The following is a 13,524-nucleotide window of genomic DNA, read 5'->3' as shown; positions in this document are numbered from 1 at the left end:
GGTAACCACGTGCGAAAGCACCTGATCTGACCCCTATGCGAGACCCCGCCATCACTTCCTGCGCCTCGATAGTCACAGTTGGTCACGACACGCGGTGTTAACCAATTACAGTCGCGTGAATTAACAATTCGTTGGCAGACTGCTGGGGGAGTGATCACCTTTTGAAGGAGAACTATGGGCGCGAACACCGTTGAGAACACCAACCTGCGGCTGAAGGCCGTACTCGAGATCCTGGCCGAGGGGGTGTGGTCCGGTGATTCGCTGAATGCGGGTGAGGTGCTGGCGCAGGCCATCGACCGGGTTCCGCTCAACACCCACGAAGCCGAGCTGCTCAGCGGCGGGATTCCCCGCGGCCACAAGACGCTCACCACCGCCTCCGCCAAGCTGGTCAAGGCTGGCTGGCTGGTCAAGGGCCGCTCGGGCTGGACCATCCCGGACGACGGCCTCCGCGCCACCGTCGCCTTCGCTGATGCGGCCGCCTTTGCCGACGCGCTCGACGCCGGCACTCCGGTACCGTCCGACGTCCCCGTGCCGACGGCCCCGCCCAAGTCCAAGCGCGCCGCCGCGCCGAAGAAGGCCGCCGCTGCCAAGGCTGCGCCGACGAAGACGAGCACCCGGAAGGCGCCCGCCAAGGCAGCCCCGGCTCCCGCCGTCGGGCTCTTGCCTCAGCCCGAGGCCGTCGCGATCGCCGGCGACTTCAACGTCCTGCTCGGTGCCCCGGAGGATTGGGCGCCGCAGTACGACGAGGCCCAGATGGCGTTCGCCCCCAAGGCTCAGCTGTGGACGCTGACTGCCGAGCTGCCAGCCGGCATCTACACCTACAAGATCGCGCTCAACCGCGCGTGGGACGAGAATTACGGCGCGTTCGGCGTGCCGGACGGCGCCAACCACGAGCTCCAGCACGACGGGGGCAAGGTCACCTTCACGTATAGCCACGCGACGCGGGACATCGTCACCGCGTAACCGCCCGCAGGCAGGCGGCGCGGACCACCGCCACGGCACGCTCCATGGCATCGAACTCAAAGGTCATGGACGGGTGGTGGAGCCCCGGTTCCAGGTCCGCGCCGACAGCGAGCATGGACGCCTGAAGGCCGGGGTTCCGGATGGTGTAGAAATGGAAATCGTCCGAACCGGAGGTCACAAGGCCCGGAACGAGGTGACCGGGTCCCAATTCGGCGTCCACCGCGGCCGCGAGCGTGGCTTCGGCCCGTGGCCCAATCACGGCAGCCGGAACCGCATCATGGAACTCAAGGTCAATGACCGAGCCTGTCGAGGCCGCCGCCTGGCTGCAAAGCGCCAGCAAGCCCTCCCGGAGAACAGCCATGGCCTCGTTGCTTTGGGCGCGCAGGTCCACGGCAAAGCGGCTGCTGCCGGGAATGACGTTGTGCGTCTCGCCTCCGGCCTGGAGCATGGTCATTTTGGCTGAGTGCGGCACCTGCGGGTCGCACTTGATCCGGGCGAGGCCCTGGGCAATCCCCAGGGCGAGCTCAATGGCATTGACGCCTTGATGCGGCCTGGCACCGTGGTGGTCCTCGCCGGTGATCGTTCCGACGGCGAACTGGCAGGCGCCGTGCGAAATGGACGGTGCCAGGCGTGGGCTCGGCAGCTCTGCCTTGGGCCGCAAATGCACCCCGAAGAGGTACGTGAGCTCGTCCGCAACTCCAAGCCCGGCAACCAGCTCGGCACCGTTGCCGGATTCTTCGGCCGGCTGGAAGATCGCCCGCACCGCCCCTCCCAGGCGCCCGCCCAGTTCGGCCAGCTCAAGCATCACCGTCGCCACAATGGCCATGTGGGCATCGTGGCCGCAGGAATGGATTGCCACCGGTCCGCCGTCCTGCTCGTGGATCAGGGCATCCATGTCGGCCCGGAGCCCCACCACAGGGGCACCGGGCCCGACGTCGACAGTGAAACCGGGAAAATCCTTGAAAGGGCGCGGGTCAAGGCCCCCGGCGCGCATGAGCTCCGCCAAGTATTCGGCGGTCCCGAATTCCTGCATGCTGGGCTCGGGATGCGCGTGCAGATACTCCCAGATTGCCGACAGGCGGTCCCGTCGGGTGCGCTCTCCGCCCACGGCCCTACAGGCTTACTTCGCAGGTGCTGACCGTGAGTTCGTCGAGGATGGCCTCATCGACCTCGACGCCCAGGCCGGGACGTTCGGTGATCTGCACCTGCGGGATCACATATTGGAGATCCCCGGGCTCACGCGAGAACTTCATGGGACCGGACAGCTCGGTGGAGACGATGTTCGGGTGGCTGAGGGCAAGGTGGAAGCCCGCCGCCGAGGCGATGCTTGTTTCCAGCATGGAGCCGATCTGGACCTTGAGGCCGCCGAGCTCGGCCTGCGTGGCCAGCCGGTGGCACGGGTAGATCCCGCCGCTCTTCATCAGTTTGAGGTTGACCATGTCAACCGAACGGGCTTGGACAAAGCGGGCCAGATCGCCCGGGGTGACCACGGATTCGTCCGCCATCAACCGGCTGCCCACCCCTTGCCGGAGCAGGGCGAAGCCCTCCGGATCGTCAGCGCGGATTGGTTGCTCCACCCAGTCGATGTCGAACGGTTCCAGGTCCCGGATCATGCGAAGGGCAGTGGCAGGGTCCCCCCACCCCTGGTTCGCGTCGACCCTGATCGCGAGGTCGCTGCCGATCGCCGCGCGGACCGCGCGGACCCGCTCAATGTCCTGTCCGTCGTCGCTGCCCAGCTTCATCTTCAGGTGGCGGTAGCCTTCCGCCCGCGCCTGGCGGGCCTGTTCGGCAAGGACGTCAGGCGCCAGGATGCTCATGACCTTGGCGATGCTGGGCTGCTCCGCGCGGCGACCCCCGAGCAGGCTGTAGACGGGCCGTCCGGCCGCTTTGCCGGCCAGGTCCCAGCAGGCGATGTCGACGGCGGCCTTGGCGGCGCCGTTTCCCTTCATCCTCAGATTCAGCTGCTGGTGGATCGCCGTGATGTCCCGCGGATCCATGCCCACCACGGCGGGAAGCAGCTCGGTCTTGAGAGCCTCGAGCGCCCCCGTGGGGGTTTCTCCGGTGACGTGAGCGTCCGGCACGCTTTCGCCGTAGCCGACAAGCCCGTCGTCGGTCCGCAGGGCGAGGATGATGCTGGGCATCGACGCGTAGGAGTCATAGGCGACCACGAAGGGTTCGCGCAGGGGTACGTCGATCAGGGTTAGGGTGGCCTGGGTAATTTTCATTTGGTTCACTGGTCCGATTCACATGACGCTGTTGAGGAAGGAGACGGTGCGGGGATTCTGCGGATTGTCGATCACCTCGGCGGGCAGGCCGGATTCGATCACCACGCCGCCGTCCATGAAGACCACTTTGTCCGCGGCGCTGCGGGCGAAGCCGATCTCGTGGGTGACCACCACCATGGTCATGCCATCCGCGGCCAGGCTGCGCATGACCTCGAGGACGTCGCCCACGAGTTCCGGATCGAGGGCGCTGGTGGGCTCGTCGAAGAGCAGGAGCTGGGGGTCCATGGCGAGGGCACGGGCAATGGCCACGCGTTGTTGTTGGCCGCCGGAAAGCTGTGCCGGGTAGGACGTGGCCACATGTGCCAGCCCGACGCGGTCGAGGAGTTCCAAGGCACGCTTCCTGGCGTGCTGCTTGTCGATCCTCTTCACACCGACGGGCGCGGCGCAGATGTTTTCCAGGGCGTTCATGTGCGGGAAGAGGTTGAAGCGCTGGAACACCATGCCGATGCCCCGGCGCTGGCGGGACACCTCCCGCGGGTTCATCTCGAAAATGCGGCCTTGCCGCTGGGTGTAGCCGATCAGCTCGCCCGCGACCGAGATCCGTCCGCCGTCGATCCGCTCCAGGTGGTTGATGCACCGCAGGAAGGTGGACTTGCCCGAACCGGACGGTCCCAGCAGGCACATCACCTCCCCGGCGTTGACGGTGAGCGAGATGCCTTTCAAGACCTGGACGTTGCCATAGTTCTTCCGGACGTTGCTGGCGCGCAGCAAGGGCGCCTGAGTGGTGGGTGGTGCCGTTGCTTCCGGGGTGGCCAGGACGCCGTTCATGATTTCCGTCCTCTCGTGTCGGTGGGGGTCGGTTCGGTGGGGGCGTGTTTTGCCCGGCGGAGGGCGGAGACGATCCGGACCAAGGGGGTGGGTGCTTGCTGCGCGGCGTTTCCGCGGCCGTAGTGGCGCTCCAGGTAGTACTGCGGCACGGAGAGCACCGAGGTGAGGAAGAGGTACCAGCAGCTGACCACCAGGAGCAGTTCCACCTGGCGGAGGTTCTGCGAGGAGATCTGCGTGGCTACCGTGTAGAGCTCCAGCACCGCGATGACGGACAGCAGTGAGGTCTGCTTGAGCATCGAGATGGTCTCGTTGCCCATTGGCGGGATGATGACCCTCATCGCCTGCGGCAGCACCACCTTGAAGAGCGTGTACGACGGCGACATCCCCAGTGACGCTGCTGCCTCATGCTGGCCGGGATCCACCGAGAGCATGCCGCTGCGGATGATCTCCGCGGAGTAGGCCGCCTGGTTCAGGGTCAACGCCAGCAAGCCGGCGGTGAAGGCGGGCACCAGGGTGTTGGTGTCCACGGAGAAGATGGTGAAGTCCGTGAACGGCACGCCGAGCGAAATCTGCGAATACAGCAGGCCCAAGTATCCCCAGAAGACGATCTGGATCAGCAACGGGGTGCCGCGGAACACCCACACGTAAAGCCATGCGAAGGCGTTCATCACCGGATTCTTCGCCAGCCGCATCACGGCCAGCAGCACGCCCAGCACGGTGGAAACCACCATCGCCACCACGGTGATCAGCAGGCTCAACCCCACCCCGTTGACGATCTTCGGGTTGAACAGGTACTTGCTGATGGTGCCATGGTGGATGTTCGGATTCGTCCACAGGGACACAACGAGCACCGCGATGCCGAGGAAGAGAGCGGCGGCCACCACCCAGCGCCAGGGGTGGCGCAGCGGGACGGCAGCGACGTCGTCGTCCGTGTTCACGTCGGCGTCCACAACGCCGGTCACCGTGACCGCAGGTGGAGGGCTACTCACTTGGTGTCCTTGCCGAGGTTCAGTCCGGTCTTCTTGACGGTGTAGTCGGAGAGCTCGTACTTCTTCAGGATCTTGTCGTAGCTGCCGTCGGCGATGATCGATTCCATGGCCAGCAGCAGGGCCTGGCTGAGCTCTGAGTCCTTCTTCAGCACGCCGATTCCGGTGTACACGGGCTTGTAGCCGGCCGGGTTGGCGGGATCGCGGACGATGTCGAAGGTCTTGCCGTCCCCCGCGGTCTTGGCGGCATAGGCCGCCACAGCGGAGTCGACGACGTCGGCGCTCGCCTTGCCGGAGCGGACGGCGGTCTGCACGTCGGTCTCCATGGGCAGTTCGGTGATGTTGACCGGAGCGGAGCCCTTGTCCTTGCACTGCTGCTCGTAGCTGCGCAGGATGTCGCCCTGCACGGTGGCCTTCTGGACGGCGACCGTCTTGCCGCACAGGTCCAGGACCGTGGTGATGTTCTCCGGGTTGCCCTCGCGGACCAGGATCGAGAAACCGGCGTGCAGGTAGTCCACGAAGTTCAGGGTCTCCTGCCGCTCCGGGGTGTCGTTCATGCCGGACATGATGATGTCGTTCTTCCCGGACTGCAGGGAGGGGATGATGCTGTCGAAGGCCTGCTTCTGCAGCTCCAGCTTCACGCCGAGCTTGGCTCCCAAAGCCGCCGCCAGGTCGACGTCGAGCCCTGTGAGGTTCTGGTTCTCGTCGAACATTTCCAAGGGCGGGTAGGGGATGTCCGAGGCCACCTTGATGACGCCGGCCTTCTTGAAACGCTCCGGGACTGCGGCGGCAACGGCGGGGTCGGCGCTGGTGGTGGACGCCGGCTTCTCCGGCTGGGCGGATGTGGCCGTGCCACCGCAGGCGCTCAACCCGAGCGCGAGGGGAAGGACGGCGGCGCACAGCAGCTGGCGCACGGAAGGGGACTTTGCGGGAAGGGCGCGCATGGGGACTCCTGGAATGGGGTGGTGGGACTTCGCTGAGGTTCAGTGCTGTTCGCTTGGCCGGGTCAGGCGGTACCAGCCGGTGCGCGTGACGCCGGTGGCCTGGTAACCGGCGTCGAAGGCGGTTTCGAACGATTCGCGCATGGTGCTGCGCCAGCGCGCGGCCTGGCCGGGATCGGCGGCGCGCAGGGCCACAATGTCCTGCGGTGCGCGGCACCAAAGGGTGCCGTCCGCCTCAAGCAGCTGCGCCTCGCCGTCGGGCCCGTATGTGAGAACCCTCGAAGAGGAAGGGAGATCAACGTCCCGGGCGAGGCCTTCGCTGCAGTCGATGCTGGTCTCCGAGGCCAGCGGCCACACGGCTACCAGGCGGTCGCTTTCGTCATTGGCGTTGATGTCGTCGTCCATCAGGCCGTAGAAGTTGCGGATGTATTCATCCACGTGGGCGCCCAGCTTGCTCAGGTTGAAGCGGGCGTTGCGGCTCACCAGCGGATCGAAGGTCCAGGTCATGGTTTCGATCCCGCGGTCCAGGGACCAGGCCCGCTGGTGCTGCTTCAGTGCAAAGCCGACGCCCTTGTCCGCGATGCCCGGGGCCACGCCGGCGATCAGCGAGTAGCTGGCCGCGTCGCCCGGCGTGACGATCGCGACGGCGGCCCCGCACAGGGTGCCGTCCGGCAGGTAGGCGGCGGAGATGTTGCAGCCTGCATGCGAGATGCTGCGCAGGATGTCGAAGGGAATCGGTGCGCCGTGCGAGGACATGCCCCAGATGGAGATCAGCAGGCTCTCGATGTCCCGGAGCTTTTCGCGGTCGGCTTCCTCGATGACCGTGACTCCGGCGGTGACCGCGGCTGCGGTTGCCGCTTCCCTGGCTTGCCGGGCTGCGGGATGTGCTTCAACTGTGATTGACATGCCTCCACTATGACGAGCGACACAGGGCGCTGACTTCATTGCCTAGCACCAAGTTTGGTTTCGCACCTTGTTGCCCAGCACAAGGAGCGGGTAGCTTGCTGGCATGGCTTCCGTCCCTAAGACACCCCGTCACATCCAATTGCAGGAGCTCCTAAACGTGCTGAAGAGTACGGGGCTGACCATCCGCACCCACGGGACGTTCCCCGAACTGGCACTGTTGAGCCCCAGCTTGTACGACCCCATTGCCCCGCTGGAGACGCTCCCCGGTGGCATCCTGCTTGGCATCGGCCTTCATCCGGCGGATCCGCGCACCGCTACCGTCGTGAAGGAGGCGGCCGAGGCCGGTTTCGCGGCGATCATCATCAAGATGATGTCCCAGGACATTGAGCAGCTGGCGGTCATTGCGGATCAGTCGGGCATTGCCTTGCTGGTGGTTGAGGACGAGGTTTCATGGCGTCAACTGGATGCGCTTCTGGAATCTGCGGTGGGCACGGTGGCGGAGGCAAACAGTTCCTTGGTGCCGCTTGGAGTGGGCGACCTGTTTGCCCTTGCCAACGCGATCGCCGCCATGGTGGGCGGGGCCACCACCATCGAGAACCTGCAGGAACAGATCCTCGCCTACTCCACCCTGCCGGACCAGCCCATCGATGAGGACCGCAGGAGCGGCATCCTCGGCCGCCAGGTGCCCTACCAGCCGGAGAACGCCGGGCAGTACGCCTCCGTCTTCCGGGCCGAGGGCGCCGTCCACATCGACGGGGTGGGTGACGCCGCCATGGACCGCCTGGCTATCGCCGTGCGCGCCGGGAAGCAGCCGCTCGGCTCCATCTGGGTAGTGGACGCGGACGGCACGCTGGACGCCGAGGCCAAGCGCGCCCTCGAAAGCGCCGCCGACATTGCCGCGCTGCACATGCTGCGGGCTCGGAGCAGTTATGACCTTGCCCGTCAGCAGCGATCCGAGTTGCTCCGCAGGCTCCTTGAAAGCGATGACGATTCCCAGCTCGTGGCCGAACAGTTGGCGTTGGGACGGACGGGCCCGTTCGTCGTCGTCGCGTTCGAGGCCGAAGTTGTCCCGGGCTCGGAGGAGATTGCACTTGCCCGCCTGCTGGATTTGGTGAGCACCCACTGCGAGTCCCACCGGCAGGGAACGCAGTGCGTGATGATCGGTACCACCATCTACGCGCTGTTCACCGAGGCCCGGGCGGGGAGCCTGCCCTTGATCGAAGGCCTGGCCCGCCGGCTGATTGACCGCGCCGCCGCTTCGCTGCACTTGAATCTCCGGGTCTCGCTGGGGACACCGGTCGCCGTGGTGAATGAGATCAGCCGTTCAAAGTACGACGCCGATCGGGTGCTTTTGATGCTTGCCGCCGGTGAGCGGGGCGGCACGTATGCAAGTGCCGCGGAGATGCGAAGCCGGCTCACGTTGTTGGAGGTGGCAGCCCTGTTCCGGAGCAGGCCGCGGCTAATGTCCCCGGCGGCTGAGGCCATGGTGGAACATGATTCCCGGGCGGATACAGAGTACGCCAAGACCCTGCGGACATACCTGGACTTTTCCTGCGACTCGGCCAAGACCGCCCAGGCGCTCTCGCTCCACCAAAACACACTGCGGTACCGGCTGCGGCGGATGAAGGAAATCTTTGGCATTGACCCCGGGAGGCCGGATGACATGGTGGTGCTGTGGCTGAGCCTGTACGTGCAGGACCTGCTTCTGGCACATCCGTCGGTGCGGCGGGATAGTTTGGACCATGGCTGATTTTCAGGATCCGCAGCCCGGAGAATTCGTCCGCCTGACCGCCCGCGTGCGCGGGATGGTGCAGGGTGTCGGCTTCCGGTACTGGACCGCCCGGCGGGCCGATGAGCTGGCGCTGACCGGGACCGTCCGGAACGTCGACGACGGTTCGGTGGCCCTTGTCGTGGAGGGGCCCAAGCCGGCGGTCGAAGAACTCCTCGACTGGCTGACGTCAGGACGCGCGCCGGGCCGCGTGGCCCAGGTGGAACACGCAATGGAAGCCGCGACGGGGGAGTTTGAAGACTTCCAGATCGTGTCCGCGCGCCGGTGGTAGGCAGCAGATCGTTATGACCATTAACGGTTCGGTGCCAATCACCTCAGCGGAGGATCCCAAGGCAGCGGACGGCGCCACACTTAAGGGACCGATTTCGGCCCAAGGAGGGTGGCATGCGCAGATCAGCATCGTCCAGCGTCGCGGTTCCCGCGGCGTGGGACGTCACAGATCCCGCCGGAGAGCTGGCTGAAGGTGGTGGCACCTTCGCGGAGATTACCAACGCGGCCGGGAGGCCATTGGCTACCCTCCGGACCAACATGGCCACCGGTTCGACGTGCATAGACCGGTATCCGTACTCCGTGCTGGAGTCGCAGGAGTTGACGGCGCTGACGCAGAACGGCGTGGCTCCCCGGTTCGTCTTCGAGACCCGCGGCGATGCAACGTCGCCCGGGCCGGCGGACACGCCGGCGGCCTACGGCATCACGTCTGTCCCGGCGCCCACGGGGGACTCGGCGTGCTACATGTTCCACTTCTTCACGTGGCCGCCCAACGCTGCCATGTTCGGGGCGTTCTACAATCCTGCGAACAACGAGACGCCCGGGGACGCTTCCCTGCCGTACCTGGAGAAGGCCAAGCTGTACATGGGCACCCCCGAGTACCGGGACATCAAGCGGATGATCACGTCACTGCGGCCGGCGAGTTAGCGCCGCTCCCTGTAGGGTTTCGTCCATGGCTACCCCGGTGAGTGTTCGCTACGCGCGCGTCGAGGACGCTGCCGAGATGGCGCGCGTGAATGTGCGGTCGTGGCGTGAGACGTACCGTGGGCTGATGGCGGACCACGTCCTCGACGATCCGGGGCTGCCCGCCGCCCGGGAACGGTTCTGGACTGCGATGCTCAGCGATGAGCGCTACCTCGCGAACAGCGTGGCGGTGGCCGAGCGCGACGGCGAAGTGATCGGGATCGCTATGGCGGGGCCCTCGCGGAGCTCCGAGTCGCAGTGGGGCACGCAACTGTACGTGTTGTACGTCGTTGCGGCTGAGCACGGGACCGGCGCCGGGGCCGGCCTCCTGGATGCCGTCATCGGCCCGCGCGATTCGGCAGCGCTCTGGGTGGCCGATCCGAATCCCCGGGCTCAGGCGTTTTATCGCAAGCACGGGTTCGTAGCGGACGGGACCGTGAATGTGGAGGATGGCGTGCGCGAGATCCGCATGGTGCGTTCAGAGCGTCAAACGGCGCCGAGGGCACCGTAACGTCCGCTGAGTGACGATTCAGCGTAAGCCCGTCAGCGGATCACCCGATAGCGCACGTGGGTGACGAGGCCAGTACCGCTCACTTCCGTCGGCTCCAGCGTGAGGTTCGCGACGCCGTCGAACAGCCGCTCGCCCGCTCCCAGGATCATGGGCGCGGTGTGGAGCCGCAGCTCGTCGATCAGCCCCGCCGAAAGGTATTGCTGGACGGTCTGCGCTCCGCCGGCAATGGACACGTCCTTGCCGCCGGCGGCCTCCCGCGCCTGGGTCAACGCAGAGTCGATCCCATCGGTCACGAAGTTGAACGTGGTGCCGCCCTGCATCTCCACAGGCTCGCGCGGTTGATGGGTGAGGACAAACACGGGTGCGTGATAGGGCGGCTCCTCACCCCACCATCCCCGCCAGTCCGCAGCCCACGCCCCGGGACCGGCGAACATGTTCCGTCCCATGATGAAGGCGCCGGCCGCGAGGATCCCTTCGATCGCTGCCGCGTTGGCCTCGGGTTCTTCGAACATCCACCGGTGCAGGAGCTCTCCGCCCTCGCCCAGGGGTTCCTCCATGCTTTGCCTCGGGCCGGCGAGGAATCCGTCGAGGGAGATGGTCAGATCGCACGTGACGCGGCTCATGCGCCCATCATGCCACCCGGTCACGGCCCTGAGTAGGGCTCGGATGCTCGATCGTGACGGTGCCGGCGTCGCCATCCACGCGGATCGGCTGGCCGCTGGTGAGCCGCTGGGTGGCGACTCCGGTGCCGAGCACGGCCGGGATGCCGTACTCCCTGGCCACGATGGAGCTGTGGCTCAATGGGCCGCCGACATCGGTCACCACGGCGGAGGCCATCGCGAACAGCGAGGTCCAGGCGGGAGTGGTGATGCGAGCGATGAGGACTTCTCCGGGCTCCATGAGGGCGAAGTCCTGGGGCCCTCGCAAGACGCGGGCCGGAGCAGTGACCCGGCCCGAGCTCGCGCCGGTGCCCTTGATGATGTCGCCAAGCTGGTGCTGCGAGCCTGCCGGCATCATTGACCCGAAGGCCCGTTCCATCCATCGGCTCTCCGGGAGTAGTTGCGGGGCAGCAGCCTTCATCTGCCCCCGCCACAGCATCTTGCGCTCCTCGATGACGGCGGCGCGGACGGGCCGGGAGGCTCCGGTAATGGTCACGGCGGCAGATGCGCCCGGCGCGGCCAGGCCGAACTCGATGGCGCTGCGCAGCTCCTGGTGCCGCAGCCAGAACACGTCGGCGGGCTCGGCGATGACGGCGGAGTCCACCAGCCGCTGTCCGAGTTCGAGCAGCATCCGCCGCAGCAGCGGCCACGCCAGGCCGACGTCGGCAAGGGCGTCCTCGCGGATCGGCGCGGCGTTCTGTGCCCACCGGAGCAAACGGAGGAACGCGGCCCGGCGGCGCGGCCCGAGCCGGGTGATGATCCGGCTGGTGTGGTCCTCCCGGCGGTTGGCCGACAGCCGCTGCCGCTCGTGTGGGTCTGTGCCCTGCCCCCGCAGGTAGAACTTCAGGGTTTCCAGCAGCGCGGACGGATCGTCGGCCGGCACCGGGCTGGCGAAGTCCAGATTGTACACCGCATGGCCGAACCGGTCCAGATGCTTCTGGAAGCGGGGATGCCACTGCTGCCACAACGGCTCACTGAAGCCGGCAGGCGGGGCCCCGTTGCGCTGGGACCCGGCCAACGCCGTCGTGCGTTCATTGAGGATCGCCGAAGCCAGCCCGGGAACGCCGCGGGCCCAGGCGGCGAGGTCGAACAGCGACTTTTCCGCCCGGATGGGTTCGCTGTCGTAGCCGAGGATGAACGTCAGGGCGGGGGGATCGCCGTCGCGCCGGACGAACTTGTCGTAGTACGCCCGGAAGGAGAGTTCGCTGGTTGCGGCGAGCGGAATGATGGACTGCACGGCGGTGTAGTACACGGTGCCGGCGTCCAGCAGCGCCTGCACACCCTCCAGCAGTTCCGCACCGGAGAGCTCTGTGACGGGCTTCGCCTGCCAGTCCTTGATCACGCCTTCGTAGCGGGGATGCGAGAATTCGCGCCAGCCGGCAATTCCCATGTGTGCCTTGCCGCGGGCCAGCGCGCGCACCGCCGTCAGCGACTTGCCCATCACCCGCCACATCCCCGAGGTGCGGTAGTAGTAATAGGCGTAGCCGTTGATGGTGGGCAGTCCTATGTCGTCTTCGCGGATAACGTTCTTGCCCACGGCCTCGGTCAGCAAGGATCGCAACGAGCGGGACACCGAGCCATCGATGAGGTCGGCGAACAGCGGCGAGAGCGGATCGGGCAACTGTTCCACGATGCTCGCCCGGAAGTAGAGCCCCTTCGGATAGGGCACGGGCCAGGTGTCCGGGGTGTCGGCCGCCGGTTCGGGCAGCGCGGTGATGGGCCGGGACTGCAGGATGAAGAACTGGTCGCCGGCCCGCGCCCACTCGATGTCCTGCGGTGCGCCGAAATGATCCGCAATTCGTGTTCCGTAGCTGGCCAGCTCGGCCGCCTCCCGGTCGTCCAGTACGGGCGCACGACGGCGGTCTGCCGGCACCGGCTGATCCCGGGCGCCGTGCTTGGCATAGACAGTCATGACCGCCTTGTCGGCGGTCCGTCGCGACAGCACCGAGCCCGTCCCGGCGTCGACAACGACGTCATCCGTGGTGACCGACCCGCTGACCACGGACTCGCCCAGGCCCCACGCGGCACTGATCGCGGTCTGCTCGCGGCGCCCGTTGGCCGGATTGGCGGTGAACATCACCCCGGCGGCCTCGGCCTGGACCATTCGCTGGACCACGACGGCGAGCCGCACCGAGTCCGGTCCGATGCCTTCACGGGCCCGGTAGGCCATGGCACGCGCCGTCCACAGGGAAGCCCAGCAGTCGATCACGGCCACGGACAACGCCTCCGCCCCGAGGACGTTCAGGTAGGTTTCCTGTTGCCCGGCGAAGCTGGCCGAGGCGAGGTCCTCGGCCGTGGCGGATGAACGCACCGCAACGGCCGTGTCCCCGTCGCCGAGACGCCCGTAAGCGGCGCCGAGTTCCGCTGCGATGTCGGCCGGCATGGTGCCGCCCGTGAACAGGGTTTGGATCCGCTCCGCGGCGTCCGCGTAGTCCTGTGGCGAGGCCTGCGGTGGCAGGGCGGCCAGTTCCTGGATGCCGGCGTCGAGGTGGTTGGCCTCCACAAAATGCGCGTAGGCGGCGGTGTTCAGCACAAACCCCGGCGGGACCGGCATTCCGGCCTGGATGAGGCCGCCCAGTCCCACGGCCTTGCCGCCGGCCACGGCGATGTCGCCTGCTCCCACATCGCCCAGATTGCTGACGTAGGTCATGTCCGCGAGTCCTTACTGCCCGGTTTTGGGGCGCCTTCAGCGAACCCGATTCTCCACATACTGGCATTGCCGCAGACAAGAGGCCATAGCCCATCCGTGTCCTGGGATTCACTCC

At 66.8% G+C, this 13,524-nt stretch carries 13 protein-coding genes; 5 read left to right on the top strand and 8 right to left on the bottom strand.

Features of this window, described 5'->3' with window-relative positions; translation table 11 throughout:
- Positions 1 to 174: 174 nt before the first annotated feature.
- Positions 175 to 963: a pullulanase X25 domain-containing protein gene (locus tag J1902_RS01450; RefSeq protein WP_207614404.1), complete on the top strand. Its 789-nt coding sequence runs from the start codon at positions 175 to 177 to the stop codon at positions 961 to 963.
- On the opposite strand, the gene J1902_RS01445 is transcribed toward J1902_RS01450, so the two are convergent.
- The 6 genes from J1902_RS01445 to J1902_RS01420 are packed head-to-tail and all read right to left on the bottom strand — an operon-like array spanning position 953 to position 6,849.
- Positions 953 to 2,071 (bottom strand): amidohydrolase, encoded by a 1,119-nt coding sequence (locus tag J1902_RS01445; protein WP_207614403.1) that lies wholly within the window; start codon positions 2,069 to 2,071, stop codon positions 953 to 955. The genes J1902_RS01450 and J1902_RS01445 overlap by 11 nt on opposite strands.
- A gap of 4 nt (positions 2,072 to 2,075) precedes the next feature.
- On the bottom strand, positions 2,076 to 3,188 hold the full coding sequence (locus tag J1902_RS01440) for a mandelate racemase/muconate lactonizing enzyme family protein (protein WP_207614402.1): 1,113 nt from the start codon (positions 3,186 to 3,188) through the stop codon (positions 2,076 to 2,078).
- 18 nt (positions 3,189 to 3,206) lie between these two features.
- Positions 3,207 to 4,016: an amino acid ABC transporter ATP-binding protein gene (locus tag J1902_RS01435; protein WP_207614401.1), complete on the bottom strand. Its 810-nt coding sequence runs from the start codon at positions 4,014 to 4,016 to the stop codon at positions 3,207 to 3,209.
- Complete coding sequence (locus J1902_RS01430) at positions 4,013 to 5,005, bottom strand: amino acid ABC transporter permease (protein WP_307794341.1); 993 nt, start codon at positions 5,003 to 5,005, stop codon at positions 4,013 to 4,015. The genes J1902_RS01435 and J1902_RS01430 overlap by 4 nt, the downstream gene beginning before the upstream one ends.
- Positions 5,002 to 5,946 carry an ABC transporter substrate-binding protein gene (locus J1902_RS01425; protein ID WP_207614400.1) on the bottom strand — a complete coding sequence of 315 codons (945 nt, stop codon included), beginning with the start codon at positions 5,944 to 5,946 and terminating at the stop codon, positions 5,002 to 5,004. The genes J1902_RS01430 and J1902_RS01425 overlap by 4 nt, the downstream gene beginning before the upstream one ends.
- A 39-nt stretch (positions 5,947 to 5,985) precedes the next feature.
- A complete protein-coding gene (locus J1902_RS01420; RefSeq protein ID WP_207614399.1) occupies positions 5,986 to 6,849 on the bottom strand; it encodes a hypothetical protein in 864 nt (287 codons plus the stop codon).
- A 157-nt stretch (positions 6,850 to 7,006) separates the two neighbouring features.
- Here J1902_RS01420 and J1902_RS01415 point away from each other — a divergent pair, with 157 nt between their 5' ends.
- The 4 genes from J1902_RS01415 (at position 7,007) to J1902_RS01400 (ending at position 10,100) form a co-directional block, all read left to right on the top strand.
- Positions 7,007 to 8,599 carry a PucR family transcriptional regulator gene (locus J1902_RS01415; protein WP_207614398.1) on the top strand — a complete coding sequence of 531 codons (1,593 nt, stop codon included), beginning with the start codon at positions 7,007 to 7,009 and terminating at the stop codon, positions 8,597 to 8,599.
- Positions 8,592 to 8,909, top strand: coding sequence for an acylphosphatase (locus J1902_RS01410; protein ID WP_207614397.1), 318 nt, complete (start codon positions 8,592 to 8,594; stop codon positions 8,907 to 8,909). The genes J1902_RS01415 and J1902_RS01410 overlap by 8 nt, the downstream gene beginning before the upstream one ends.
- A 113-nt stretch (positions 8,910 to 9,022) precedes the next feature.
- On the top strand, positions 9,023 to 9,553 hold the full coding sequence (locus J1902_RS01405; protein ID WP_242701425.1) for a hypothetical protein: 531 nt from the start codon (positions 9,023 to 9,025) through the stop codon (positions 9,551 to 9,553).
- 25 nt (positions 9,554 to 9,578) lie between these two features.
- Complete coding sequence (locus tag J1902_RS01400) at positions 9,579 to 10,100, top strand: GNAT family N-acetyltransferase (RefSeq protein ID WP_207614395.1); 522 nt, start codon at positions 9,579 to 9,581, stop codon at positions 10,098 to 10,100.
- 32 nt (positions 10,101 to 10,132) lie between these two features.
- Here the strand turns inward: J1902_RS01400 and J1902_RS01395 are convergent, their stop codons facing one another.
- Entirely contained in the window at positions 10,133 to 10,723 is a 591-nt protein-coding gene (locus J1902_RS01395) for a dihydrofolate reductase family protein (RefSeq protein WP_207614394.1), read from the bottom strand.
- A 7-nt stretch (positions 10,724 to 10,730) separates the two neighbouring features.
- Positions 10,731 to 13,409: a PEP/pyruvate-binding domain-containing protein gene (locus tag J1902_RS01390; protein ID WP_207614393.1), complete on the bottom strand. Its 2,679-nt coding sequence runs from the start codon at positions 13,407 to 13,409 to the stop codon at positions 10,731 to 10,733.
- Between the last annotated feature and the right edge of the window lie 115 nt (positions 13,410 to 13,524).

Source organism: Arthrobacter cavernae (genome assembly GCF_017368795.1).
Lineage (GTDB): Bacteria > Actinomycetota > Actinomycetes > Actinomycetales > Micrococcaceae > Arthrobacter > Arthrobacter cavernae.
This window is presented reverse-complemented; position numbering and strand designations above follow the sequence as displayed.